Genomic DNA, 24,025 nt, shown 5'->3' with positions numbered 1-24,025 from the left:
GCAACCCCCTGCTACACCCGCTCCCGCCGCGCCCCGCCCCACCGGGGCCCCCCTCCGGGGGGGGCCCTGGGTGTGCACGGCGGTGCACTCCGAGGCCACCTTCGATTCAGCACCGGCACCCGCGCCGGTAGACAGGGAAGGACCCATGCGACAGGTACTGAGCCGACAGGTACTGGGCAAGGGGATGCTCACGGCGGCGGCAGCCTCGAGTCTGCTGTCGATCGCGACCGGTGCGGCCTACGCGCACCCGGGAGCGACGGCCGAGGCCTCGCACTCTCCGGGTGTGCTGGCCGGCAACAGCGTCTCGGTACCGGTCACCTTCGCGCCGAACGTGTGCGGCAACAGCGTGGACGGGGGCGCGGCCCTCAACCCCTCGATGGGGAACACCTGCGTCACCTCCACCGGCTCGCACACCCACGAAGGCCACGACTACGGGCGCTACCTCAGCCCCGAGCACGCCGAGGCCTTCGAGCGCTACCTCAAGGAGCGTCCGGGACCGCGGCACGCGGTCCCCGAGCAGCGCCACGAGTCGCCGCGCCACGAGCAGGCCCGCCACGAGCAGCCCCGTCACGAGGGCCCGCGGCACGCGAAGCCGCGCCAGGAGGAGCCGCACCACGAGGGCGGCTACGGCGGCGCGGGCCCGGAGCAGGGCGAGGAGGAGTGCGACGACCACCCCGAGTCCGCGCCGCCCCCGCCGGTGAACCACGCACCCCCGGCGCCCGAGCACCCCCACCCCATGCCCCAGCCGGTCGACGAGCACCCGGCCCCGCAGCCCGCTCCGGCCCCGCAGCCCGCTCCGGCCCCGGCCCCGGCCCCGGCCCCGGCCCCGGCCCCCGCCCCCGCTCCGGCTCCGGCTCCGGCCCCGGTCGAGGAGGCGCCGGCGCCGAGCCCCGAGGCGCAGCCCCCCGCCCCGGTCGAGGAGGCGCCGAGGCCGCTGCCCGCCCCGGCTCCCGCCCCCGGGCCGGAGCCCGTCCCGGACGAGACGCCCGCGCCGCTCCCGGCTCCGGTCGACGAGGCCCCGGCTCCGCTTCCCGCCCCGGTCGAGGAGGCGCCGGCTCCGCTTCCCGCCCCGGTCGAGGAGGCGCCCGTAACGCTTCCGGCCCCGGCTCCCGCGCCCGGCGCGAAAGAGCAGCCCGCGCCCCGGCCGCCGCACGGCAGCCAGCCCGTCGAGCAGCCCGCACCGGAGGTCGTACGGCCCGGCGACCAGCCCCCGGCCGCCCCCGCCGGTGACACTCCCGTCCACCTGCCCCCGGCCGCGGAGCCCTCGCCGCTCCCCGCCCCGGCTCCCGGGCCGGCGCCCGCTCCCGCGCCCGCCCAGGTGACCGCGCCCGTGCTGGCCGAGACCGGAGCGGGCCAGCCCGCGGCCGCGGCGGCCCTCGCCTCCGCGCTGATCCTCGGCGGCGCCATTCTCTACCGGCGGTCGCGCGTCTCCTGACGGCAATACCGGTAATCGGAAGAAATATCGGCCGGAGAATCCCTTGTCGGATTCTCCGGCCGCTGTCATGTACCCGTGCGTCGCGTTTCCCGATCGGCGGGGAATCGTTACCCAGGGCGAAAGCGGCGCGACGGTCGCCGCTGACGCCTCGGCCCACGAAAAGAAGAGGATTTCGATAATGAAGCTCACGAAGGTCGCCGCTGTCGTCGCCGGCTCCGTAGCCGCCCTCGGCGCCTCCGCCCCCGCCTTCGCCGCCGATGCCGCTTCGCCCGTGCCCATGAGCCTCACCAGCGGGGCCACCACGGTGACGGAGGCCGTGAACCCGGTCTCCGAGCAGCTCCCCCAGATCGTCGGAGCCGGACTGGCCGAGCAGGGCGAACACGTCGACAACGTGCTGGGCACCGTCCAGCGGGTCAACCAGGTCCGCAACAACGTGCCCGGCGAGCTGCTCGGGCTCGCGAACGGCGCCACCCAGGCGTCTCCGCTCCTCGGCGGTGTCCAGCTCAACGGCGGCGCCGCGCGCTGAGCGGCCCGGACGTGACTGTGGGCGCCACCGGCGAGGCCGGGGCGCCCACAGTCGTTGTACGGCCGACGTCAGTCGTTGACGCAGACGTTGCCGAACGCGGGGTTCAGGAGCGCGATCACGTTCACGGTGTTGCCGCAGACGTTGACCGGCACGTGGACCGGGACCTGGACCAGGTTGCCCGAGAGGACACCGGGGGAACCCACGGCCGCGCCCTCGGCCGACGAGTCGGCGACGGCGGAGCCGGCGGCACCGGCCGCAGCGAGACCAGCGGTGGCCAGGACCAGGGCGGCCTTCTTGGCAGAGTTCATGGGAAGTGCACCTTCTGTTCGATGTTCTGCCCCGATCCGGGGCTCACATCGAGCGAAACGGCCCATCTTCCCTGGCGACACGGTTCCGTCCGCGATCAGACCTGTTCAGCTCAATAGTCGTAACCGCGAACGGCCGCGGACGTTACGGAAGGTCCGGGATCTCGATCTCCGGCAGCTCGATGTCCGGGATCTCCGGCACGATCTCCACCGGAACTGCCGGGTCCGGCAGTGTCGGCGGAGTGAGCGGCGGCAGCGCCGGGAGCTCCACGCCCGGGATCTGCGGGAGTTGGACCCCCGGGATCTCCGGCAGCTTGATCTCGGGGAGCTTGATCTCCGGGATCTTGATGTCCGGCAGGGTGACCCCCGGCGGCAGGAGCGCCTTGATGGATTCGAGGAGGCCGTTGATGAGGTCGTCGATGGGACCGGCCGCCGCGCGCCCCTGGGTCTCGAGCTGTCGGCCGACCGCCGCGCGGTCACCTTCCACGGCGCCCGCGGGGGCCGCCGCGCCGGACAGTATGACGACGGCGAGGGCCGACGGGACAAGGAGGCGGGCGCGGCGGACGCGGGACGGCTTCGTGGGGTGCATGGGTGTTCCTTCTCGTGGTCGCGCGGATACGGACCGATGCGATCCGCTTCCTCACCCACCGTGCGAACACCTCTCACGGAGCGCAACCGGAGGCGGTCCGACTGCGCGCTTCGTACGGGCTTCGCGCAGGCGTCCGGAGGCCTCTCACCCGGGCCGGGGAAAACCCTCCCCCACACGGGCCGTTTGAGTGAAGCAGCGGAACCAACCCCCTGGTGGGGCAGTTGACCAGGGCGCTCCATTAGCGGGCACTCGTGCGACAGAAGGATCAAGATGTTCAAGAAGATCATGACCGCCGCCGCTGTCTCCGCCGTTGCCGTCGGCGCGGGCGCTGCCGCCGCGGCCCCGGCCATGGCCATCGGCAACGACAACGGCATCAACACCGTGAACGGCAACGGCGCTTCGCAGATCTACGGCAACCAGAAGACCCACGGCGACCAGAGCCCGCAGCTCGGCCTGGTCCAGGGCACCCTGAACAAGCCCTGTGTCGGCCTGCCGGTCAAGGTCAACGCCCAGTCGCTGGTGGCGCTGCTCAACATCGGTGTCCAGGACATCAACGTCCTGTCCAACCCGATGAACCAGCAGTGCACCGAGAACTCCACCCAGGCCAAGGGTGACGAGCCGCTCTCGCACATCCTCAGCAACATCCCGGTCCTCTCGGGCAACGCCTCCGCCGGCAGCTGATCTCCGGGCCCCGTGCCCGTGGAGCGAAGCGTCGGGGGCCCCGGCAGCGTCCAGCTGCCGGGGCCCTTTCGCGCGGGCCGTGCCCTCAGCCGGTCCAGAAGTCCCACCACCGGGTGAGGACGAGCATGGCGATCACCCCGATGTGCAGGACGGGCGGGGCCCAGCCGAACTCGGCGAAGAAGCCCCGGACCGGTCCGGGCGAAGGCAGGATCCCCGTACGGGAGTTGTGCGCGGTGACCGCCCAGAACATCAGCAGCGTGGCCACCCAGGCCAGACAGCACCACAGGCACAGCGCGTTGATCTCGTACAGCGACTGGAGCATCAGCCAGGAGCAGAAGCCGACGCCGAAGAGGGTTCCGGCGTTCAGACCCAGCCAGAACCAGCCCCGGTAGCGCGCGCCCGCCAGCAGGCCCGCGCCGACGCAGACCACGACGGCGTAGGCGGCCAGCCCCAGCATGGGGTTGGGGAATCCGAAGACCGCCGCCTGCTCGCTCTTCATCACGCTGCCGCAGGAGACCACGGGGTTGAGGCTGCAGGCGGGCTTGAAGTCCGGGTCCTCCAGCAGGAGGAACTTGTCCAGGGTGATGACCCAGGAGGCCAGCAGGCCGGCCGCGCCGGTGATGACCAGCAGCCAGGCCAACCCTCGCGGCGCGGCTTCCTGTTCGCTCTCGGGCCGGGTGCGGGGCTGCCCCTGCTGGCGGGGGACGCCCACTGTATTCGTTGCCATGCGGCCCATAGTCCCGCGCTTCACCACAGAGCGGGCCTAACCGTGCCCATCCGTACGCAAGTTGACCTGAAGGTGTGGCGGGAACCCCCGTTGCTTCCCGGACGTTTTACCGAACCCCGGACGTGATGTCAGAGCCAGGGGTTACGTTGAGCTTCCGCGAAGTGACAAGCTGCGACGGCCTGGAGACCCACCGTGAGCGATCCGTACGAGACAACCGAGGCACACCTCGGCCGGCTCCTCGGCCGCGCCCTGAACTCCTTCGACCTGCCCGACAGGCTCGTCGAGCGCCTCGGCACGGCGCTCGCCCACAGCTCTTCGCTCTACACCACCCACCACAGTCCCGCGACCGGAGTCTGGCGGGAGACCCACCAGCACACCTACCTGCTGGCCGACGGCGGTTCGGTCGCGGTGTGGGAGCTGGTGTACCGGCAGGAGGGTGACCGCACGGTCCGCCGCGAGCTCTTCGCGAGCAAGGCGGAGACCTGCCTGGCCGTGGCCCGGCTGTTCGGGGAGCCCCCCTCCGAGGCGGCCCTGGACCCGGTGCTCCTGCCGGGTGACGAGGAGCCCGATGACGACGTGGCGGCGCTGAGCGCGCTGTTCGCGGCCTCCGCCGGGGCCCGGCCGCACCGGGAGTACGCGGTGGAGGAGTCCGCCGACCACGCCCGGCGGGTGCTGCGCCGCGCGGAGAACGCGGACCGGCCCGGCGAGGAGGTGGCGGCCCGGCTGCGGTCGGCGTACGCGCACCAGATCACGCAGTCCTTCGGCGGGCGGCCCTGCCCGTCGGGCGGGCGGGAGGCCGGCTTCAGCCTGTACGAGCACGCCTTCGTGCTGCTGGACGGCGAGGAGGTCAGCCTGTGGGAGGTCGAGCACACGGCGACGCCGGACGGGCGGCACATGTGCGAGGTGTACGAGAGCGAGGCGGCCGCGCGGGAGGCGATGGAACTGCGGGGCCGCGTGCGGTGACGCCGCGCCGGGCCCGACCCGGGGCTGCGGAGTCCAGGGTCGGGGCCGGGGCCGGGTCCGGGGTCGGGGCCGGGGTCGGGGCCGGGGTCGGGTCCGGGGTCGGTGCCGGGGTCGGTGCCGGGGCTGGGGCCGGGGGCGGTGCCGGGGAGTGAGGCGGAGCGGGGGGCGGGCGGGAGCGGGGCCTTCGCCGCCCCCGCCCGCGGGTGTCTCGTCGGTCAGGCCGCGGCCGTGACCTTGGTGCGGTCCGAGGGCTCGGTGCCGGCCGGGGCCGCGGGTTCGGCCTGCTTGCGCAGGCCCTTGAGGAGGACGACCAGGCCGGCGGTGGTCGCCGTACCGGCGGCGATGGCGATCAGGTAGAGCAGCGGGTTGCCGATCAGCGGGATCACGAAGATGCCGCCGTGCGGGGCCCGCAGGGTGCACTCGAAGGCCATCGACAGGGCGCCGGTGACCGCGCCGCCGGCCATCGAGGCGGGGATGACGCGCAGCGGGTCGGCCGCGGCGAAGGGGATCGCGCCCTCGCTGATGAAGGAGGCGCCGAGGAACCAGGCGGCCTTGCCGTTCTCCCGTTCGGTCTTGGAGAAGAGCCGGCCCCGCAGCGTGGTGGCCAGCGCCATCGCGAGCGGCGGGACCATTCCGGCGGCCATCACGGCGGCCATGACCTTCAGGCTGCCCTCGTTGGGGGTGGCGAGGCCGCCGATGGCGAAGGCGTACGCGACCTTGTTGAGCGGGCCGCCGAGGTCGAAGCACATCATCAGGCCGAGGATGACGCCGAGGATGACCGCGTTGGCCCCGGACAGGCCGGACAGCCAGTCGGTGAGGGCCTGCTGGAGCGAGGCGACGGGCTTGCCGACGACCAGGAACATCAGGAACGCGGTGACGGCCGAGCCGATCAGCGGCAGGACGACCACGGGCATGATCCCGCGCAGCGCCGTCGGTATCCTCAGCCGCTGCACGGCGAGGACGGTGCCGCCGGCGAGGAGGCCGGCGATCAGGCCGCCGAGGAAACCGGCGTTGATGGTGAGGGCGACCGCGCCGCCGACGAAGCCGGGTACGAGGCCGGGGCGGTCGGCCATGCCGTAGGCGATGTATCCGGCGAGGACCGGGACGAGGAAGCCGAAGGCGAGGCCGCCGGTCTGGAAGAGGAGCGCGGCCCAGCTGGCGGACTCGGTCCAGACGAAGTGCTCGGCGACGGAGGGGGCGGTGTTGATCTCGTACCCGCCGATGGCGAAGGCGAGCGCGATGAGCAGGCCGCCGGCGGCGACGAACGGGACCATGTAGCTGACGCCGGACATGAGCCAGGTGCGGAGCTTGGCGCCATAGCCGTCGGCCTCCTCCCCGGCCCGTTCGACCGGGGTCGGGGTGTGGTCGGCGACCTCGCCTCGGGCGGCCTTGTCGCGGGCCTCGGCGAGGAGTTCGGCGGGGCGGTTGATGCCGGCCTTCACGCCGGTGTCGACGGTGGGCTTCCCCGCGAAGCGGGCGCGGTCCCGCACCGGGACGTCGTGGGCGAAGACGACGGCGTCGGCCGATGCGATGTCCTCCGGGGCCAGGCGGGTGAAGCCGGCCGAGCCCTGGGTTTCGACGCGGAGGTCGATTCCGGCCTCGGTGGCGGCCTGTTGGAGGGCCTCGGCGGCCATGTAGGTGTGGGCGATGCCGGTGGGGCAGGAGGTGACGGCCACGACACGGAACGGCTGCCCTGCGGGGCTCTCCCCCACCCCGCCCCTTCCCGAAACCGTGGGCTCCGCCCCCGGACCCCCAACTCGGGGCTCCGCCCCGGACCCCAGCGCCTCAAACGCCGGCGAGGCTGTCTTTTCAGCTCCTCCGGCGTTTGAGGAGCGGGGGCTGGGGCGGTGCCCCAGTTCGGGAAGGGGCGGGGTGGGGGAAAGGCCCCGCGCAGCGGCCTGGGAACCGGCCCCGGCCTCGGCACCCGCGCCGGCGGTGGCGGTCGCCATGGGCTCGCCCGCTATCAGGGCGGCGGCTTCCGACGGGGTCGCGGCGGCTCGGAGGGCGGCCGTGAAGGCCGGTTGCATCAGGCGGCGGGCCAGGGTGGAGAGGATCGAGAGGTGGGCGTCGTCCGCGCCGGCCGGGGCCGCTATCAGGAAGATCAGGTCCGCCGGGCCGTCGGGGGCGCCGAAGTCGATGCCGGACGGGGAGCGGCCGAAGGCGAGGGTGGGGGTCGTGACGTGGGGGCTGCGGCAGTGCGGGATGCCTATGCCGCCCTCCAGGCCGGTCGGCATCTGGGCCTCGCGCGCCGCGACGTCCGCCAGGAAGCCGTCCAGGTCCGTGACCCGGCCGCGCTCCACCATGCGTTCCGCCAGCGCCCGCGCCGCCGATTCCTTCGAGTCGGCGGACAGGTCGAGGTCGACCAGTTCGGGGGTGATCATCTCGCTCATCGCGGGCTCCTTTGCTCGCGTCAGGCCGTGGCGGGGTCGGACAGGGGAAGGTCCAGGGGAAGGTCCTGGGTGATCCGGACCGCGTCGGGGCGCAGGTCCGAGGGGGTCGGCATGGCGCTGCCGGGGAGCTGGACCGCGGCGGCGCCGTGGGCCAGGGCCGAGGCGAGGGCCTCGGGGCCGGCGCCTCCCGCGATCAGGAAGCCGGCCAGCGAGGCGTCGCCCGCGCCGACGTTGCTGCGGACCGCCGGGGCCGGCGCGGTGCCGTAGTGGGTGCCCTCCGCGGAGACGAGCAGCTGGCCGTCGGCGCCGAGGGAGGCCAGGACCGTGCCAGCGCCCAGCGAGCGCAGCTCCTCGGCCGCCTTGACCACGTCGCCGAGGGTGGCCAGCGGGCGGCCGACGGCTTCGGCGAGCTCCTCCGCGTTGGGCTTGATCACGTCGGGGCGGGCGGGCAGCGCCGCCAGCAGGGCCGGGCCCGAGGTGTCCAGGGCGATGCGGGCCCCCGCCTCGTGGGCGCGGGTCACGAGGTCGGCGTACCACTCGGGGCGCAGGCCCCTCGGGAGGCTGCCGCAGCAGGCGATCCAGGCGGCGGCGCCGGAGCAGGTGCGGACCGTGTCCAGGAGGAGGACGGACTCCGCGGGCGTGAGCTCGGGACCGGCCGCGTTGATCTTGGTGAGGGTGCCGTCCGGTTCGGCGAGCGAGATGTTCGCCCGGGTCTCGCCGGCGACCGATACGACGGTCACGTCCACGCCCTGCGCCACGAGGAGTTCGGCGAGCAGGGTGCCCGGGGCTCCGCCCAGCGGGAGGACCGCCGTCGTACGGACGCCGGCGGCGGCCACCGCCCGGGAGACGTTGACGCCCTTGCCCCCGGGGTCGACGCGGTCGCCGGTGGCGCGCAGCACCTCGCCGCGCTCCAGCGAGGGGACCTCGTACGTCCGGTCGAGGGAGGGGTTGGGGGTGACGGTGAGGATCATACGAGCACAACTTCCGTACCGGCGGCCTCGATCGCCGCCTTGTGGGCGGGGTCGAGCCCCGTGTCCGTGATGAGCAGGTCGACGTCGGCGAAGGAGCCGAAGCACGCGAAGTGCTCCTGTCCGGCCTTCGCCGAGTCGGCGAGCAGGACGACCCGGCGGGCGGCGGCCATCGCGGCGCGCTTGACGGCGGCCTCGGCGAGGTCGGGGGTGGTCAGGCCGCCCTGGGCGGTGAAGCCGTTGGTGGCGAGGAAGAGCACGTCGGCGCGGATCTCGGCGTAGGCGCGCAGGGCCCAGGCGTCGACGGCGGCGCGGGTGCGGTGGCGGACGCGGCCGCCGACGAGGTGGAGGTCGATGCCGGTGTGGTCGGCGAGCCGGGCGGCGACGGGCAGCGCGTGGGTGACCACGGTGAGCGCGGTGTCGACGGGGATCGCGGCCGCGAGGCGGGCGACCGTACTGCCCGCGTCGAGGACGACGCTGCCGCCGTCGGGGAGTTCGGCGAGGGCGGCGGCCGCGATGCGGTCCTTCTCGTCGGCGGCGGTGGCCTCGCGCTCGGTGAGGTCCGGTTCGAAGTCGAGGCGGCCGGCCGGTATGGCCCCGCCGTGCACGCGGCGGACCAGGCCGGCCCGGTCGAGGGCCTTCAGGTCGCGGCGCACGGTCTCGGCGGTGACCTGGAACCGGTCGGCGAGGGAGAGCACGTCGACCCGGCCGGCCTCGCGGGCGAGGCGGAGGATCTCCTGCTGGCGCTCCGGTGCGTACATGTGGGTTTACATCCGTTCGATGCCCGACTGTGTGGGTCGACCCCTACAGTACGCCCGAAGCGGAGGCAAAACAAAGAGAAACGGACATGCCCGCCAACAAAAGCGGGCATGTCCGTGAACTGGGGCCGAAGGGCCTCAGCCGGCCGGGACCTTCTCCGGGGCGCTGCCCGGGGAGTTCTCCGCGAGCGTGGCCGGGTGCTCGGACCCGCCCTCGCGCTGCTCCATCGGGACCGGCTTGCGCGGCATCATGAACATCACCGCGAAGATCAGCAGCAGCACGCCCGTGACCCACCACAGCGCGCCGCGGAAGGCCTCGACGTACGGTGCGCCGAAGACCATGTCGTCGTCGATCAGCCCGAAGAAGACGACGGAGGTCAGGGCGAGGCCCAGCGCGTTGCCCATCTGGCCGGTGGTGTTGATCAGGCCGGAGGCGGAGCCCGCGTGCTCGCGCGGCACCTCGGACAGCGTCGTGTCGTTGAGCGGGGCCACGATCAGGCCCATGCCGATGCCCATGAGGACCAGCGGGGCGGCCATCTGCCAGGAGGTGATGCCCATGCCGTAGTGCTCGGACTCCCAGATGTAGAGGAGCAGGCCCGAGGCCATGATCAGCGCACCGGCCTGGAGCACCTTGCGGCCGAAGCGCGGCACGAGCTTCTGGACCGAGATGCCCGCGGCGCCCGAGACGGCGAGGGAGAAGGGGATGCCGGTGCAGCCGGCGCGCAGGGCGCTCCAGCCCAGGCCCATCTGCATGTACAGCGTCCAGACCAGGAAGAAGATGCCGGTCGCGATGCCGAAGGTGAGCTGGACGGCGATGCCGCCGGAGAAGCTCTTGACCTTGAAGAGGGAGAGCTCCACGAGCGGGGAGCCGTCCTTCTTGATCTTGTACTTCTCGTAGGCGATGAACGCGGCGAAGACGAACGGCGACGCGATCATGCAGAGGAAGCCCCACAGCGGCCAGCCGTGCTCGCGGCCCTGGGTGAGCGGGAAGATCAGCATCACCAGGGCGAGGGTCGCGAGGACGACGCCCACGAGGTCGAGGCGCAGGGCCTTGGGGGCCTTGGACTCGCTGATGTACATGCGGCCGAGGATCACGGCGGCGATGCCGACCGGGAGGTTGATCAGGAAGATCGGGCGCCATTCGAGGCCGAACAGGTTCCACTCGGTGAGCAGGGCGCCGAGCATCGGGCCCGAGACGGCGCCGAGGCCCACGACCGCGCCGAACATGCCGAAGACCTTGCCGCGCTCGTGCGGCGGGAAGCTCACGTGGATGATCGCCAGCACCTGCGGCACCATCATGGCGGCCATGCCGCCCTGGAGGAGGCGGGAGGCGACGAGCATCGAGGGGTTCTCGGCGATGCCGCAGAGCAGCGAGGCGACCGTGAAGCCGCTGATGCCGATGAGGAAGACGCGCTTGCGGCCGTAGATGTCACCGAGACGGCCGCCGGTGATCAGGCCGGCGGCGAAGGCGAGGGCGTAGCCGGCGGTGATCCACTGGATCGCGCTGGTGGAGGCGCCGAGGTTCTGGCGCATGCTGGGTATCGCGATGTTGACGATCGTGACGTCGACCAGGTCCATGAAGGTCGCGGTCATCACGATGGCGAGCGCCAGCCAGCGGCGGCGGTCGGCGGGCCCGTTCTCTCTTTGGGGCGATGTCTTGGACGTCTCGGTGCTCATGAAGAGAAACTTAGACAAGATCTAGGTCAGTTGGTGTCCTATTTGGCTGGCAACCTGGAATACATGACCGACACCCCGGCACGGCTGCTCTCCCTGCTGTCCCTCCTCCAGACCCCGCGCGAATGGCCCGGGAGCGAGCTCGCGGACCGGCTGCGGGTGAGCCCCCGTACGATCCGGCGCGACATCGAGCGGCTGCGGGAGCTCGGCTACCCGGTCGAGGCCACGCTGGGGGCGGAGGGCGGCTACCGGCTGGTGGCAGGGGCGGCGATGCCGCCGCTGCTCCTCGACGACGAGGAGGCGGTGGCGATCGCGGTCGGGCTGCGGGCGGGCGCCGGGCATGCGATCGAGGGGGTCGAGGAGGCCTCCGTACGGGCCCTGGCCAAGCTGGAGCAGGTGCTTCCGTCCCGGCTGCGGCACCGGGTCGGGGTGTTGCAGTCGGCCACGGTCGCGCTGACCCGGGGCGACGGGCCGAGCGTGGCCCCGGGGACGCTGACGACGATCGCCTCGGCGGTGGCGGGGCCGGAGCGGCTGCGGTTCGCGTACGAGGCGGGGGACGGGGCCCGGTCTCGGCGGCTGGTGGAGCCGTACCGGCTGGTGAGCGCGTGGAGCCGGTGGTACCTGGTCGCCTACGACCTGGAGCGGGAGGACTGGCGGACCTTCCGGGTGGACCGGGTGGGCGAGGCCTTCGCCACCGGGGCCCGGTTCACGCCGCGGGAACTGCCGATGGACCCGCAGGAGTTCGTGCGCACCGGGCTGCGGGGGCGGCAGACGTACGCCGTGGAGGTCACCTTCGCGGTGGGGGCGGCGGAGCTGCCGCAGTGGCTGCGGGAGGGGGCGGTGGCCGACGCGGGGTCGGGCACGGGCACGGGCACGGGCACGCGGGTGCGGTTCGAGAGTGGGGACACTCCGGAGTGGCTGGTGGCGCGGCTGGCCCTGACGGGGCTGCCGTTCACCGTGGCCGGGCCTGAGGTGTTGCGGGACGCGGCCGGGGCGTTGGCCGCGCGGCTCACGTCGGCGGCGACCCCGTAGCCGGGGCTCCGCCCCGGACCCCTTTCGGGGCTCCGCCCCGGTCCCCGTGGGTGGGTGCGGCGCCGTTGCGGGGGCGCTGCCCCCGAGCCCCCGCGCCTCAAACGCCGGCGGGGCTGGATATGGCCCGGTGGGCAAGGGAGCCCCGGCACCTGGGGGGGTAGGTGCCGGGGCTCGTTTGGGGGGCGGGTTAGGCCACGGCGTCGAAGCCGGTGTCGCGGGCCATGCGCTTCAGTTCGAGCAGGGCGTGCTTCTCGATCTGGCGGATCCGCTCGCGGGTCAGGCCGTGCTGCTTGCCGACCTCGGTCAGGGTGCGCTCGCGGCCGTCGTCGATTCCGTACCGCATCTTGATGATCGACGCGGTGCGCTGGTCCAGCTTGCCGAGCAGGTCCTCCAGCTCCTCGCTGCGCAGGAGGGACAGGACGGACTGCTCCGGGGAGATCGCGGAGGTGTCTTCCAGGAGGTCGCCGAACTGCGTGTCGCCGTCGTCGTCCACCGACATGTTCAGGCTGACCGGGTCGCGCGCCCAGTCCAGTACGTCGCCCACGCGCTTCTCCGTCGAGTCCAGCTCGGCGGCGATCTCGGCGTGCTCCGGGTCCCGGCCGTTCTCGCGGTTGAACTCGCGCTGGACCCGGCGGATCCGGCCGAGCTCCTCGACCAGGTGGACGGGGAGGCGGATGGTGCGGGACTGGTCGGCGATGGAGCGGGTGATGGCCTGGCGGATCCACCACGTGGCGTACGTGGAGAACTTGAAGCCCTTGGCGTAGTCGAACTTCTCGACCGCGCGGACCAGGCCGGCGTTGCCCTCCTGGATGAGGTCGAGGCGCGGCAGGCCGCTGCGCGGATAGCGCCGGGCCACGGCCACGACGAGGCGCAGGTTGGAGCGGATGAAGACTTCCTTGGCGCGCTCGCCCTCGGCGGCCAGCGCCTCGAGCTCCTCGCGGGAGGGCGTCGTGCCCTCGCGCTCTATGACGCCGTCGAGGATCTGCTGGGCGTAGACGCCCGCCTCGATGATCTGGGAGAGCTCCACTTCCTTGGCCGCGTCGAGCAGCGGGGTGCGCGCGATCTCGTCCAGGTACATGCCGACCAGGTCGCGGTCTGCGATCTCCCCGCCCACAGCGCGTGCGCTGCTCGTGGACTGACGACGGGCGACGGCGCGGGTTGCCATGCGTGCTCCCTTGCGATGAGTTCGGTCGCGGTGCGGCTGCCGGACGGCCACCCTGGCGGGGTGGTACGTCCCCGGACACTCTCCCGAGTGCCCGCTTCCGAAGGAAACAACGACTGGAATCGAGACAGAATTCCCACGTTGCTCCCTCTTTTTCGAGATCTTGCAGTATCCTGCCCCGCCACGAGACGGGGCAGGGCGTCGCAAGGACCCGAAGAGGTGCAGGTCAGACCCGGAACGGAGGCCGGCCCGACCGGCCCCGCGGAGTCGTGCGGCCACGACGCCGGCGAGACCGCCGTCACATTCGGCACGGCCGTCTTCACTCCGGGACAGCGCCGCCCAAGGCTGCACTCCCACCGTGAAGACGGCCCGCAGCGCCTTCTGGTTGCCTGCACGGGCGATCGAATCGCTGGATACACGACAACCAGCCCATTTCGGACCTATACCGGCTCACGTGACGCGGGCCGGGCGCCACTCTTCCGGGTGAGGTAGGGGCATATGCCTACGGCATGGGACATCACCTCCCTAGCGTCAGAGGATCGTCGAGGGGTTCATCGAGGTGTCACCCACGGGTCGCTACTCACACGGTCGGATCGCCAATCGCCTACGGGACGAGCTGGTCGTCTTTCTCGCCCAGGGCGACTGCCGCGCCCGCCAGGACATGATCGTGGTTCACAAGCGCAAGGTCTGGATCCCGGACCTGTTCATCGCCCTGGAGGACGCCGAGCAGCACGTCACCGAGGACGGCCTCGGGATCGACGCCTCCGCGGTCGAGTTGATCGCGGAAGTGGTGTCGCCCGGCAAGGAGTTCCTCGAGCGCGACCGCGAACGCAAGCGGCGGGCGTACGCACGGGCGGGGATCCCCGTGTACGTGATCATCGACGACTACGACGGCCACGGCACGGTCAGCGTGCTGGCGGGTCCCGTGCCGAGTGAGGCCCGGTACGCCTCCGAGGTGCGGATGCCCTACGGGACCGAGGTGATCATCCCCGAGGGGCCCGGCAAGGGGTTCGTGATCGGACAGGCAATCACCGGGGCGCTGCGGGGCGGGGACTAGCCGAACTGGACCGAGCGCTTCGACAGGCCCATCCAGAAGCCGTCCACCGTGTCGCGGCGGGTGGTGAGGTCGCCGGAGGCCTCCGCCGCGCCGAGGGTGACGAAGAGCGGGGCGAAGTGTTCCGTGCGGGGGTGAGCCAGGCGGCCCGAGGGGGACTTGGCCTCGAAGTCGAGCAGGGAGTCCAGGTCGCCGGCGGCGAGGGCCTCGTGGCCCCACGCGTCGAACTCGGCCGACCAGGCCGGCACGCCGGGGCCGGTGTGGCGCAGGGCGGCGAGGTTGTGGGTGAAGAAGCCGCTGCCGACGATCAGGACCCCCTCGTCGCGCAGGGGCGCCAGCTTGCGGCCGATGTCCATCAGGCGGCGCGGGTCGAGCGTCGGCAGGGAGATCTGTAGGACCGGTATGTCGGCCTCCGGGAACATCTCCACCAGCGGGACGTACGCGCCGTGGTCCAGCCCGCGCTCCGGTATGTCCTGGACCGGGGTGCCGGCGGCCCGGAGCAGCTTGCGGACGGATTCGGCGAGCCCGGGAGCGCCCGGGGCCTCGTAGCGGACCTGGTAGTAGTGCTCGGGGAAGCCCCAGAAGTCGTAGACGAGCGGGACGGTGCGGGTGGCGCCGAGGGCGAGCGGGGCCTCCTCCCAGTGGGCCGAGACCATCAGGACCGCGGTGGGGCGGGGCAGGGCCGCGGACCAGGCGGCGAGCTCGCCCGGCCAGACCGGGTCGTCCGCGAGCGGCGGTGCCCCGTGGCTGAGGTAGAGAGCCGGCATGCGGGTCCCGTGCGGGGTCGCGCCCGCGGGGGCCGGGGATGCGGGGGCCGGGGTCATGGGGGCGCTCCTCCGTCGTCGGTGCAGGGCTGCCCGAAAAGACTAACCCCGCTTGGTTCAAATTTGAACCAAGCGGGGTGTTCAGTCATTCCCTGACGGGCGCTCCCGTCGCCGCCCCCGTCAGTGGGCGATCACCGGGACCTTGAACTCGCTGTCCTCGGCGGATCCGGAGCCGGAGGCCACCGGGCCGCCCGCGCCGGGACGGCCGGTCGTGATGAAGGTCAGCGCGATGGCCGCGCTGGCGACCAGGATGCCGACCGCCCACCAGATCGCGGAGGAGTACCCCTCGACCATGGCCTGGGCCTGGACCAGCTTGGCCGCCGCACCGCCCGCCGCGGCCTCGGCCGCGTGGTCGGTCAGGTACGCGGTGGTCGCCGAGGCGGCGATGGTGTTCAGCAGCGCGGTGCCGATGGCGCCGCCGACCTGCTGCGAGGTGTTGACCATGGCCGAGGCGACACCGGCGTCGGCCGGGTTCACCCCGTGCGTGGCCAGGGACATGGCCGGCATGAACGCCGTGCCCATGCCGAGGCCCAGCAGCAGCTGCGCCGGCAGGATCAGCGCCGGGTACGAGGACCCGACCTCGAGCTGGGTCAGCAGCAGCATGCCGGTGGCGGCGAGCAGGAAGCCCGGGCCCATCAGCAGGCGCGGCGCGACCCGGGTCATCAGCCGGGCGCCGATCTGCGTGGAGCCCGTGATCATGCCCGCGATCATCGGCAGGAAGGCGAAGCCGGTCATGACGGGCGAGTAGCCCTTCACGACCTGGAGGTAGTAGGTGAGGAAGAGGAACAGGCCGAACATGGAGATGACGGCCAGACCGAGCGAGAGGTAGACACCGCCGCGGTTGCGCTCCAGCAGGACGCGCAGCGGCAGCAGCGGGGACTTCACCTTGGACTCGACGAAGACGAACGCCGCCAGCAGCACCGCCGAGGCGATGAACATGCCCACGGTCACGGCGTCCGACCAGCCGGCCGACTCGGCGCGGGTGAAGCCGTACACCAGGGAGACGAGACCGAGGGTGGACAGCACCACGCCGGGGATGTCGAGCGGGGCGCGGTTGCGGGAACCGGCGGCCTCGCGGATGACCATCCAGGCACCCACGGCCGCGATGATCGCGAAGGGGATGTTGACGAAGAAGGTCCAGCGCCAGTTGAGGTACTCGGTGAGGACGCCGCCGAGGATCAGGCCGACGGCGCCGCCGCCGCCCGCGATGGCACCGTAGATGCCGAAGGCCTTGGCGCGCTCCTTGGCGTCGGTGAACATCACCGCGAGCAGGGAGAGGGCCGCCGGGGCGAGGAGCGCGCCGAAGGCACCCTGGAGGGCGCGGGCGCCCAGCATCATGGCCTCGCCGTTCGCGGCGCCGCCCAGCGCGGAGGCCAGGGCGAAGCCGATGAGGCCGACGACGAAGGCGTTCTTGCGGCCCCACTTGTCGGCGATGCGGCCGCCGAAGAGGAGCAGTCCGCCGAAGGCCAGCGCGTACGCGGTGATGACCCACTGGCGGTTGCCGTCGGAGATGCCGAGGTCGGTCTGGGCGGAGGGGAGGGCGATGTTCACGATCGTCGCGTCGAGGACGACCATCAGCTGCGCCAGGGCTATGAAGACGAGCGCCTTCCAGCGGCTGGGATCGGCGGCCGCCAGCGGCGGTGTCGCGGCTGTTTTTGGCATGGGAGTACCCAATTTCACTGTGCTGTGCGGAATGACTGAATAGACCGGAAAAGGCTAATGAGGACGCTCTGGGTCTGTCACATGGTTTTCTGCCTCAGGTCTTCGAAGGTGGCGGCCGAACCGGGCAGCTCGGAGCGGGCCGGAGACCGCAACCCGTCGAGGAAGAGCTGGAGATGACGGTGGACGAACTGGTCCGCGTCGAGGCAGGCGATGCCGGGGAGGGGGCGGCTGAGCTGGGAGAGGGCGACCATCAGGTCGCCGACGCCGATGTCCGTGCGGACCAGTCCGGCCTCCTGGCCGGTGGTCAGCAGGGTCTCGACGCAGACCTCCAAGGAGCTGCGGGCCGCGAGGAGTTCGGGGTGCTCACGGTCGAAGTCGCCGCCGAGCATGGTGCACAGGGCGCCGATCCGCTCGTCGGCGGCGGCGTGCGTGAACCGGCACAGCGCGGCGAAGGCGTCGGACTCTTCGGCGAGCGCGGCCTCGGCCTGCGCGCCGACCCGGCCCATCACGTAGAGCACGACGTGGTGGACGAGGGTGGGGCGGTCGGGGAAGTGCCGGTACAGGGTGGCGTTGCCGATGCCGGCCCGGCGGGCGACCTCGTCGAAGGCGGCCGTGGAGCCGAACTCGACGAAGGCCTCGCGGGCGGCCGCGAGGATCCGCTCACGGTTGCGGACGGCGTCGGCGCGCGGACGCGGGACGGGGCCGGAGCCCTTGGACCCGTGGGCCGGGGCTTCGGCGCAGGCCCCCGCGCCGGTGCCGGCGCACATGCTCGCGCCGATGCCGATGCCGATGCCGATGCCGATCCCGGCGCCGGCATCGGCCTTGGGCGCCGCCAGGTCCACGGTCACTCCCCGGGCGGGCGGGGCCGCCGGGGCGGTGGTGCTGGGGCGCTTCATTCCGGGCCTCCCTGGCGCGGTAAGACGTACGGCACACCCTCCAAACGGGGAGCCGGTCCCCACTTCGAGGGACTCACGTACAAACGGGGATCCGATCCCCGGTTATTTCATTCCTCCGTGTGACCTGAGTCACATGTCGATTCACGTTCGGCCTCCTTCGGCGCGCGGGCGCGGCGCAGGCGTCGGAGGGTGACGAACAGAGCGCAGTCCGGACAGGGCCGGCTGCCGCGGACCCGAAGGCGATCTCCATGCCGCAGACCCGCCAGCGGATACGCAGATCCCACCGCACCAGCGCGTTCATCGGCCTGACCGCGCTGGCCCTCGGCGTCACCGCGACGGCGAGCACGGGGATATCCGGCGGCGGCCAGTCGGCGGCCGGGCCCGTGGCCACGACGGTCGAATCGGCGCTCGCGCCCTGCCGGATCGCCGGCACGATGGGCGTGCAGATGTCCGAGGGCCTGCCGACGCCGCCCGGGTACGCGCGCTCGACCGGCGAGGTCAAGGCGCTCAACCTGATGATCGACTTCCCCGACGCCAAGGGCGAGGGCACGGCCCTGGACCGGATGGCGGAGTTCTTCCCCCAGACCTCCAACTGGTTCCGGACCAGCTCCTACGGCCGGCTCAGCTACCGGGCCGAGGCTCCGATAAGGACGTGGCTGCGGATGCCGATGCCCTTCGCGGCGTACGGGATCGAGCGCGGGTCCGCCTACGAACCGGGCTACCGGCAGCTCGTCGAGCACATCGCGAAGGCCGCCGACTCCGAGGTGGACTTCGCCAAGTACGACCTGGTCAACATCCTGGTCACCCCGAACGCCGGGCCGTCCGCCCTGGACACCGTCCTGTCGGTGACCTTCTCGGGCAACGGCGAGGCGCCGGTCGCCGACGGGGTGCCGCTCGCCAACACGTCCTTCGTCTACAGCCGGCAGGACGACGGCTCCGGGACCTACCGGGAGACCGGCTACCGGGTCCTGCCGCACGAGAACGGGCACGTCTTCGGGCTGCCCGACCTGTACACCTCCGACGGCGGGGGCACCGTCGGGCACTGGGACATCATGAGCGAGGACTGGGGCTCCAACAACGACCTGCTGGGCTGGCACAAGTGGAAGCTGGGCTGGCTGGACAGCACGCAGATCAGCTGCGCGTCGAAGTCCGGCGCCAGCGACCACGTCCTGTCGCCGCTGGCGGTCGCGGGCGGGACGAAGCTGGCCTTCGTGCCGCTGTCGGAGAGCGCCGGGTACGCGGTGGAGGTCCGCACACAGGCTGGGAACGACGAGGCCGTCTGCAAGCCCGGCGTCCTCATCTACAAGGTGGACTCCGACGTGGACACCGGGCAGGGTCCGGTGACGGTGTCGGACAGCGCGGGCCAGAGCGGCGGCTGCACCCGGCGGCCCAATGTGCACGCGGAGCTGTCGGACGCGCCGTTCCGGCCGGGCGAGACCTTCACCGACGAGAAGGCGGGCATCAGCGTCTCGGTGGTGGGCGAACTGCGCAACGGCAGCTACCAGGTGCGGATCATCCGGCCCTGACGCTCGCGGGAGACGTGCGCGGGAGAGGCGCGCGGGAGACGTTCGCGGGGAGAACTGCGGACCCTCGGCCCGGCAGGTACCGACCTCCGGCCCCCTCGCCCCGGCGTCCGGGAAGGGAGGGTGGAGGGCGGAAGGCGTAGGCGTGAGGTGAGGGAACGCGAGGGAGGGAGCCGCGGTGAAGGCCTTCGTGCTGCCCCCGGCCGGCGAGCCCGCCGTGGCCGACCGTCCGGTGCCGCGGCCGCGGCCCGGGGAGGTCCTCGTACGGTCCACGGCGGCGCTGCTGTGCGCCTGGGACGGACACACCGCGGCCGGTGCGGCCGGTGGTGCGGGTGGTGCCGGTGCTTCCAGGGCTTCCGGTGCTTCCGGTGGTGCCGGTGCTTCCCGCCTGCTCGGACACGAGGCGGTCGGCGTGGTGGCCGCCGTCGGGAACGGCGTCGCGGACGGGCTCGTGGGCCGGCGGGTCGCCGCCGAGGGGCACGGGCCGCTCGCCGAGTACTTCCGCGTACCAGCCGTCGGCGCCGGGCTGACCGCCCTGCCGGACACGATCACCGACCACCAGGCCCTCTACGCGGCCGGGGCGCTGGCCACCGGCTTCGCCACCGCCGAGGGCGCGGCGCTGCCGGCCGGCGGCACGGTCGCCGTCTTCGGCCAGGGCGCGGTCGGCCTGAGCGCCGCGGTCGCGGGCCGGCGGCTCGGGGCCGCGCGGGTCATCGCGGTGGAACCGGAGATCAAGCGGCAGCGCCTCGCGCTGCGCTTCGGGGCGGACGTGGTGGTGGACCCGGCCTACGAGGACTCCGCAGAGCGGATCCTGGAGCTGACCGGCGGCGCGGGCGTGGACACCGCGATCGTGGCCACCGGCGCGGCCGGGGCCCGGACGGCCGCCTACCGGGGCATCGGGCGCGGCGGGCGGGTCGCCTTCGCGCAGTGCCGGCCGGCGGCGGGGCGCGGCGGGCACCGGCTGGGGCGGATGCTGCGGCTGATCGGGGACGGGGAGGTGGACCCGGTGGGGATCACCACGCACGAGTTCCCCTTCGCCCGCGTCGAGGAGGCCCACCGGCGCCTCGCGGCCGGCGAGCCCGGCATGATCAAGCCGCTGGTCCTGTTCCCCGCCCCGGCCTGACCGGCCCGGCACCCCCTAGTGCTGTGGCCGGGAAGGTCTGCCGGGTCGCGGCGTCCGGTGCGGTGCATCGCAAGGCGGAGGACCGCGGCTTGTACTGGACGTACTTGCGTGGTCCGACAACGCGGCGAGGTGCCGTGCCTGGGGGCACCTCCCAGCGGTAGCTGGGGGAGCGTCGCGACCCGGTGAACCTTCCCGGTCACAGCACTAGCCCCGCAGCAGGTCCCGGATGCGGACGGTGGTGGCCTCGTCGCGTCCGACGGCGAACGGGAGCGCGTTGTCCCGGTCCACCCGGAAGGGGACCCCGTCGACGGTGCTCTGCGACCCGCCGGCCTCGGCGACCAGCAGCAGGCCGGCCGCGTGGTCCCAGGCCGAGGGCCAGGTGAAGGCCAGGCCGTCCATTTCACCGCGCGCGACCTTCAGGTACTCCAGGCCGGCCGATCCGCAGGGCCTGGCCGCCACGCCGGGCACGTCCAGCCGGCCCAGGGTGCGCTTGTCCTCCTCGGAGGTGTACAGGGGGTGCGCCATCGCGATCCGCAGCTCCGCGCCCGGCTCGGGCGAGCCGCTGCGGATCGGGTCCCCGTTGACGTGGGCGCCCTGCCCGCGCACGGCGGTGGCCAGCTCTTCCAGGGCCGGGGCGAAGGTCCAGGAGGCGAGGATCTCCCCGCGGTGCGCCAGCGCGACCAGGGTGCAGAAGGCCGGGTCACCGGAGACGAACTGCCGGGTGCCGTCGACCGGGTCGACGATCCACACCGGGGCGTCGGCGCGCAGCGCCCCGTACACGGTCGGGTCGGCGTGCACGGCCTCCTCGCCCACCACGGCCGAGCCGGGGAGCAGCCGCTGGAGCGCGGCCGTGAGGTGCTCCTCGGCCTTGCGGTCGGCCACCGTCACCAGGTCGTGCGGTCCGCTCTTCTCGTCGACCTCGTGGTCGGCGAGCTGCCGGAACCTCGGCATGATCTCGATCGCCGCCGCCTTGCGGACGGCCTCTTCCACGTCGGACAGGCCATGGGTAAGGAACTCATCGATCATGCGCCCATCACATCACGCCTCGACGGCAAACCCCACCGACAATCCCCGACGGACGGCTGGACCCCGGGTGTACCCGGGGTGAACCGCCTCGGATCCGCCCACCGGAAGCGCGTGCTTCCCGGTGGGCGGCCGGGTACGGGTGTCAGCCGACGGGGGACGGGTTGCGGGGGTCGGCCGGGCGGGGGACGAAGACCGGGGAGTCGGACTGGTACGGCTGATCGCGGGCCGCTACCGGCTGTTGTCCCGGCTCGGCGAGGGCGGTATGGGCACCGTGTGGCGGGCCCGCGACGAGACGCTGCACCGCGAGGTCGCCGTCAAGGAGGTCCGGGCCCCGGCCCACCTGCGGGCCGGCGACATCGCGCGGATGTACAGCAGGCTGGAGCGAGAGGCCTGGGCGGCGGCCCGGATACCCGACCGCAACGTGGTGACGGTCCACGACGTGGTCATGGAGCACGACCGGCCCTGGATCGTCATGGAACTGGTCCGCGGGCAGTCGCTGGCCGATCTGCTGCTCGCCGAGGCGCCCCTCACCCCGCGCCGCGCCGCGCACATCGGCGCCGAGGTGCTGAGGGCGTTGCGCGCCGCACACGCCGTCGGGGTCGAGCACCGCGACGTGAAGCCGGCGAACGTGCTGCTCGCCGAGGACGGACGGGTGGTGCTCAGCGACTTCGGCATCGCGGTGGTCGAGGGCAGCACCGCGCTGACCATGACCGGCGAGGTGGTCGGCTCCCCCGAGTACCTGCCGCCGGAGCGGGCCCTGGGCCGCCCCTCGGGCCCCGAGTCGGACCTGTGGTCCCTCGGGGTGCTGCTGTACGCGGCCGTGGAGGGGATCTCCCCGTTCCGGCAGGACACCGCGCTGGGCACCCTGCGGGCCGTCGTGGACGAGGAACCGCCGGTGCCGACCCGGGCCGGCTCGCTGGCCCCGGTCATCGCCGGGCTGCTCCGCAAGGAGCCGGCCGAGCGGACCCCGGCCGCCGAAGCCGCGGCGGCCCTGCGGGGCATCGCCCACGAACCGGACGCCACGACGACCGCCGCCCGCGTCCTGCCGACGCCCGCGGAGCCCGCCACGGCCGCCGCGCCCGTACCCGCGCCCGTACCCGCGCCCGCTCCCGCTCCGGAACCGGCCCCCACCGCGACGCCCGCCGCCACGACGGCGCAGCACACGGCGACGGCGACCGCCCCGCCCGCGGAGCCCGAGCTCACGACTCCCGCGGCCCCGCCCCGCAAGCGCCGTACGGCGGCCTTCGCCGCGGCCGGCGCCGCCGTCTGCCTGCTGGTCGCCGCCGGGGTCGCCTACTCCCTGGCCGGCAACGACGAGGACTCCGGCGCGGGTTCGGGCGGGGTACGGATGTCCGTGGCGGGCGAGAACACCACCTACACCGGCAGCTGCCCGACCCCCGAGAGCAAGGCCCCCGCGTTCACCGCGACCTTCACCGCCTCCGAGCCCACCCTGATCTCCTACCGCTGGGTGTCCGGCGACGGCTCGGTGGTGGATCCGCACTGGCGCACCATGTCCATCGGGGACAAGGCCGACCCCACCGGGCACGACACCGTGCGGCTGACGACGTACGCGAAGGCCGGCACCCTGACCACCGGGATGGCGGTGGAACTCCAGAGCCCCACCCGCACCATCTCCAACCCGGTCCCCTTCTCCATCACCTGCACCGGCTGATCCCGGCTGATCCCGGCCGGTCCCAGCCGTCAGCCGTTGACCGCCGGGATCACGTGCTCCCCGTACGCGTCGATCACGGCCTCCTTCGCGTCGTGCATGTCGTAGACGGCGAACTGGTCGACGCCGAGGTCGCGCAGCGCCCGCAGCTTCTCGACGTGGGCCTCGGCCGGGCCCAGCAGGCAGAAGCGGTCGACGATCTCGTCGGGCACGAAGTCCGCCGACGGGTTCCCGGCGCGCCCGTGGTGGCTGTAGTCGTAGCCGTGGCGGGACTTGATGTACTCGGTCAGCTCCTCCGGAACCATCGAGGAGTGCTCCCCGTAGCGGGAGACCAGGTCGGCGACGTGGTTGCCGACCATCCCGCCGAACCACCGGCACTGGTCGCGGGCGTGGGCGAGGTCGTCGCCCACGTACGCCGGGGCCGCCACGCAGATCGTGATCTCCGCCGGGTCCCGGCCGGCCTCCACGGCGGCCTGGCGGACCGACTTGACCATCCACTCGGTGAGGTAGGGGTCGGCGAGCTGGAGGATGAACCCGTCGGCCTTCTGCCCGGCCAGGGCCAGCGCCTTCGGCCCGTACGCGGCCATCCAGACGGGCAGTTTCCCGTCCTTGATCCACGGGATCCGCAGCGGGTTGCCGTCCACCCGCGCCTCGCGGCCCTCGGCGAGGTCGCGGATCACGTCGATGGCCTCGCCGAGCCGGGCCAGGGTGTTGGGCGCGCGCCCGGCGACCCGCATCGCCGAGTCCCCGCGGCCGATCCCGCACACGGTGCGGTTGCCGTACATGTCGTTGAGCGTGGCGAAGGTGGAGGCTGTGACCTCCCAGGTGCGGGTGCCCGGGTTGGTGACCATCGGGCCGACGTGCAGCTCCTGGGTGTGCTCCAGGATCTGGCTGTAGATGACGAACGGCTCCTGCCACAGCACGGCGGAGTCGAAGGTCCAGCCGTAGCGGAAGCCGTTGCGCTCGGCACGGCGCATGAGGCTGACGACCTGTGAGGCGGGCGGGTCGGTTTGCAGGACGAGGCCGAAGTCCATACGG

At 72.9% G+C, this 24,025-nt stretch carries 22 protein-coding genes; 9 read left to right on the top strand and 13 right to left on the bottom strand.

Annotation, left to right across the window (positions count from 1 at the left end; genetic code table 11):
* Positions 1-145 precede the first annotated feature (145 nt).
* The gene (locus ACFWP3_RS33255) at positions 146-1,435 is read left to right on the top strand and encodes a chaplin family protein (RefSeq protein WP_384228523.1); all 1,290 of its coding nucleotides are present in this window, start codon (positions 146-148) and stop codon (positions 1,433-1,435) included.
* Positions 1,436-1,613: 178 nt separating this feature from the next.
* Entirely contained in the window at positions 1,614-1,961 is a 348-nt protein-coding gene (locus tag ACFWP3_RS33250) for a hypothetical protein (RefSeq protein ID WP_384228521.1), read from the top strand.
* Positions 1,962-2,029: 68 nt separating this feature from the next.
* Here the strand turns inward: ACFWP3_RS33250 and ACFWP3_RS33245 are convergent, their stop codons facing one another.
* Complete coding sequence (locus tag ACFWP3_RS33245) at positions 2,030-2,269, bottom strand: chaplin (RefSeq protein WP_069920649.1); 240 nt, start codon at positions 2,267-2,269, stop codon at positions 2,030-2,032.
* A 142-nt stretch (positions 2,270-2,411) separates the two neighbouring features.
* The gene (locus ACFWP3_RS33240; protein ID WP_384228518.1) at positions 2,412-2,855 is read right to left on the bottom strand and encodes a hypothetical protein; all 444 of its coding nucleotides are present in this window, start codon (positions 2,853-2,855) and stop codon (positions 2,412-2,414) included.
* Positions 2,856-3,125: 270 nt separating this feature from the next.
* On the opposite strand from ACFWP3_RS33240, the gene ACFWP3_RS33235 reads away from it, so the two are divergent.
* Positions 3,126-3,536: a rodlin gene (locus ACFWP3_RS33235; RefSeq protein WP_384228516.1), complete on the top strand. Its 411-nt coding sequence runs from the start codon at positions 3,126-3,128 to the stop codon at positions 3,534-3,536.
* Positions 3,537-3,621: 85 nt separating this feature from the next.
* On the opposite strand, the gene ACFWP3_RS33230 is transcribed toward ACFWP3_RS33235, so the two are convergent.
* Entirely contained in the window at positions 3,622-4,263 is a 642-nt protein-coding gene (locus ACFWP3_RS33230; protein WP_384228513.1) for a vitamin K epoxide reductase family protein, read from the bottom strand.
* Positions 4,264-4,455: 192 nt separating this feature from the next.
* Here ACFWP3_RS33230 and ACFWP3_RS33225 point away from each other — a divergent pair, with 192 nt between their 5' ends.
* On the top strand, positions 4,456-5,226 hold the full coding sequence (locus ACFWP3_RS33225; RefSeq protein ID WP_384228510.1) for a DUF6227 family protein: 771 nt from the start codon (positions 4,456-4,458) through the stop codon (positions 5,224-5,226).
* 215 nt (positions 5,227-5,441) lie between these two features.
* Here the strand turns inward: ACFWP3_RS33225 and ACFWP3_RS33220 are convergent, their stop codons facing one another.
* The 4 genes from ACFWP3_RS33220 to ACFWP3_RS33205 form a co-directional block, all read right to left on the bottom strand.
* Positions 5,442-7,616: a fructose-specific PTS transporter subunit EIIC gene (locus ACFWP3_RS33220; protein ID WP_384228507.1), complete on the bottom strand. Its 2,175-nt coding sequence runs from the start codon at positions 7,614-7,616 to the stop codon at positions 5,442-5,444.
* Positions 7,617-7,636: 20 nt separating this feature from the next.
* Entirely contained in the window at positions 7,637-8,587 is a 951-nt protein-coding gene (pfkB, locus tag ACFWP3_RS33215; RefSeq protein ID WP_384228505.1) for a 1-phosphofructokinase, read from the bottom strand.
* Complete coding sequence (locus tag ACFWP3_RS33210; protein WP_384228502.1) at positions 8,584-9,345, bottom strand: DeoR/GlpR family DNA-binding transcription regulator; 762 nt, start codon at positions 9,343-9,345, stop codon at positions 8,584-8,586. Before ACFWP3_RS33210 ends, pfkB begins: the two co-directional genes overlap by 4 nt.
* Before the next feature lie 135 nt (positions 9,346-9,480).
* Complete coding sequence (locus ACFWP3_RS33205) at positions 9,481-11,019, bottom strand: MFS transporter (RefSeq protein WP_384228500.1); 1,539 nt, start codon at positions 11,017-11,019, stop codon at positions 9,481-9,483.
* Between the two features lie 63 nt (positions 11,020-11,082).
* Between ACFWP3_RS33205 and ACFWP3_RS33200 the strand changes: the two genes are divergently transcribed.
* Positions 11,083-12,048 (top strand): helix-turn-helix transcriptional regulator, encoded by a 966-nt coding sequence (locus tag ACFWP3_RS33200; protein WP_384228497.1) that lies wholly within the window; start codon positions 11,083-11,085, stop codon positions 12,046-12,048.
* A gap of 187 nt (positions 12,049-12,235) precedes the next feature.
* Here the strand turns inward: ACFWP3_RS33200 and ACFWP3_RS33195 are convergent, their stop codons facing one another.
* Complete coding sequence (locus ACFWP3_RS33195) at positions 12,236-13,213, bottom strand: RNA polymerase sigma factor RpoD/SigA (protein ID WP_384228495.1); 978 nt, start codon at positions 13,211-13,213, stop codon at positions 12,236-12,238.
* A gap of 535 nt (positions 13,214-13,748) precedes the next feature.
* Between ACFWP3_RS33195 and ACFWP3_RS33190 the strand changes: the two genes are divergently transcribed.
* Positions 13,749-14,267, top strand: coding sequence for a Uma2 family endonuclease (locus ACFWP3_RS33190; RefSeq protein WP_384228530.1), 519 nt, complete (start codon positions 13,749-13,751; stop codon positions 14,265-14,267).
* Here the strand turns inward: ACFWP3_RS33190 and ACFWP3_RS33185 are convergent.
* The 3 genes from ACFWP3_RS33185 to ACFWP3_RS33175 form a co-directional block, all read right to left on the bottom strand.
* Positions 14,264-15,088 (bottom strand): dioxygenase, encoded by an 825-nt coding sequence (locus ACFWP3_RS33185; RefSeq protein WP_384228493.1) that lies wholly within the window; start codon positions 15,086-15,088, stop codon positions 14,264-14,266. The two genes, ACFWP3_RS33190 and ACFWP3_RS33185, sit on opposite strands and share 4 nt — an antisense overlap.
* Before the next feature lie 120 nt (positions 15,089-15,208).
* On the bottom strand, positions 15,209-16,750 hold the full coding sequence (locus ACFWP3_RS33180) for an MFS transporter (protein ID WP_384228490.1): 1,542 nt from the start codon (positions 16,748-16,750) through the stop codon (positions 15,209-15,211).
* A gap of 77 nt (positions 16,751-16,827) precedes the next feature.
* Complete coding sequence (locus ACFWP3_RS33175; RefSeq protein WP_384228489.1) at positions 16,828-17,646, bottom strand: TetR/AcrR family transcriptional regulator; 819 nt, start codon at positions 17,644-17,646, stop codon at positions 16,828-16,830.
* A 248-nt stretch (positions 17,647-17,894) separates the two neighbouring features.
* Between ACFWP3_RS33175 and ACFWP3_RS33170 the strand changes: the two genes are divergently transcribed.
* Both ACFWP3_RS33170 and ACFWP3_RS33165 read left to right on the top strand, forming a co-directional pair.
* A complete protein-coding gene (locus ACFWP3_RS33170; protein ID WP_384228486.1) occupies positions 17,895-19,172 on the top strand; it encodes a M6 family metalloprotease domain-containing protein in 1,278 nt (425 codons plus the stop codon).
* A gap of 175 nt (positions 19,173-19,347) precedes the next feature.
* Positions 19,348-20,292, top strand: a complete 945-nt coding sequence (locus tag ACFWP3_RS33165; protein WP_384228484.1) for a zinc-binding dehydrogenase — start codon at positions 19,348-19,350, stop codon at positions 20,290-20,292.
* A 204-nt stretch (positions 20,293-20,496) separates the two neighbouring features.
* Here the strand turns inward: ACFWP3_RS33165 and ACFWP3_RS33160 are convergent, their stop codons facing one another.
* Positions 20,497-21,318, bottom strand: coding sequence for an inositol monophosphatase family protein (locus tag ACFWP3_RS33160; RefSeq protein WP_384228481.1), 822 nt, complete (start codon positions 21,316-21,318; stop codon positions 20,497-20,499).
* 262 nt (positions 21,319-21,580) lie between these two features.
* Here ACFWP3_RS33160 and ACFWP3_RS33155 point away from each other — a divergent pair, with 262 nt between their 5' ends.
* The gene (locus ACFWP3_RS33155; RefSeq protein ID WP_384228528.1) at positions 21,581-22,990 is read left to right on the top strand and encodes a serine/threonine-protein kinase; all 1,410 of its coding nucleotides are present in this window, start codon (positions 21,581-21,583) and stop codon (positions 22,988-22,990) included.
* Positions 22,991-23,019: 29 nt separating this feature from the next.
* Here the strand turns inward: ACFWP3_RS33155 and ACFWP3_RS33150 are convergent, their stop codons facing one another.
* Entirely contained in the window at positions 23,020-24,021 is a 1,002-nt protein-coding gene (locus ACFWP3_RS33150) for a TIGR03842 family LLM class F420-dependent oxidoreductase (protein WP_384228479.1), read from the bottom strand.
* Positions 24,022-24,025 lie beyond the last annotated feature (4 nt).

The sequence above is a fragment of the Streptomyces sp. NPDC058525 genome (assembly GCF_042719495.1).
In the GTDB taxonomy this organism is placed as follows: domain Bacteria; phylum Actinomycetota; class Actinomycetes; order Streptomycetales; family Streptomycetaceae; genus Streptomyces.
Note: the sequence above shows the minus strand (reverse complement) of the source record. Positions and strands in the feature narration are given on the sequence as shown.

What these genes read in the sequence shown, in the direction of transcription:
- ACFWP3_RS33160 (WP_384228481.1), bottom strand. Translation starts at nt 21,318, where the DNA reads ATGATCGATGAGTTCCTTACCCATGGCCTGTCCGACGTGGAAGAGGCC.
- ACFWP3_RS33230 (WP_384228513.1), bottom strand. Translation starts at nt 4,263, where the DNA reads ATGGCAACGAATACAGTGGGCGTCCCCCGCCAGCAGGGGCAGCCCCGC.
- ACFWP3_RS33210 (WP_384228502.1), bottom strand. Translation starts at nt 9,345, where the DNA reads ATGTACGCACCGGAGCGCCAGCAGGAGATCCTCCGCCTCGCCCGCGAG.
- ACFWP3_RS33250 (WP_384228521.1), top strand. Translation starts at nt 1,614, where the DNA reads ATGAAGCTCACGAAGGTCGCCGCTGTCGTCGCCGGCTCCGTAGCCGCC.
- ACFWP3_RS33220 (WP_384228507.1), bottom strand. Translation starts at nt 7,616, where the DNA reads ATGAGCGAGATGATCACCCCCGAACTGGTCGACCTCGACCTGTCCGCC.
- pfkB (WP_384228505.1), bottom strand. Translation starts at nt 8,587, where the DNA reads ATGATCCTCACCGTCACCCCCAACCCCTCCCTCGACCGGACGTACGAG.
- ACFWP3_RS33195 (WP_384228495.1), bottom strand. Translation starts at nt 13,213, where the DNA reads ATGGCAACCCGCGCCGTCGCCCGTCGTCAGTCCACGAGCAGCGCACGC.
- ACFWP3_RS33175 (WP_384228489.1), bottom strand. Translation starts at nt 17,646, where the DNA reads ATGAAGCGCCCCAGCACCACCGCCCCGGCGGCCCCGCCCGCCCGGGGA.
- ACFWP3_RS33185 (WP_384228493.1), bottom strand. Translation starts at nt 15,088, where the DNA reads ATGACCCCGGCCCCCGCATCCCCGGCCCCCGCGGGCGCGACCCCGCAC.
- ACFWP3_RS33150 (WP_384228479.1), bottom strand. Translation starts at nt 24,021, where the DNA reads ATGGACTTCGGCCTCGTCCTGCAAACCGACCCGCCCGCCTCACAGGTC.
- ACFWP3_RS33240 (WP_384228518.1), bottom strand. Translation starts at nt 2,855, where the DNA reads ATGCACCCCACGAAGCCGTCCCGCGTCCGCCGCGCCCGCCTCCTTGTC.
- ACFWP3_RS33235 (WP_384228516.1), top strand. Translation starts at nt 3,126, where the DNA reads ATGTTCAAGAAGATCATGACCGCCGCCGCTGTCTCCGCCGTTGCCGTC.
- ACFWP3_RS33255 (WP_384228523.1), top strand. Translation starts at nt 146, where the DNA reads ATGCGACAGGTACTGAGCCGACAGGTACTGGGCAAGGGGATGCTCACG.
- ACFWP3_RS33170 (WP_384228486.1), top strand. Translation starts at nt 17,895, where the DNA reads ATGCCGCAGACCCGCCAGCGGATACGCAGATCCCACCGCACCAGCGCG.
- ACFWP3_RS33180 (WP_384228490.1), bottom strand. Translation starts at nt 16,750, where the DNA reads ATGCCAAAAACAGCCGCGACACCGCCGCTGGCGGCCGCCGATCCCAGC.
- ACFWP3_RS33205 (WP_384228500.1), bottom strand. Translation starts at nt 11,019, where the DNA reads ATGAGCACCGAGACGTCCAAGACATCGCCCCAAAGAGAGAACGGGCCC.
- ACFWP3_RS33200 (WP_384228497.1), top strand. Translation starts at nt 11,083, where the DNA reads ATGACCGACACCCCGGCACGGCTGCTCTCCCTGCTGTCCCTCCTCCAG.
- ACFWP3_RS33245 (WP_069920649.1), bottom strand. Translation starts at nt 2,269, where the DNA reads ATGAACTCTGCCAAGAAGGCCGCCCTGGTCCTGGCCACCGCTGGTCTC.
- ACFWP3_RS33155 (WP_384228528.1), top strand. Translation starts at nt 21,581, where the DNA reads ATGGGCACCGTGTGGCGGGCCCGCGACGAGACGCTGCACCGCGAGGTC.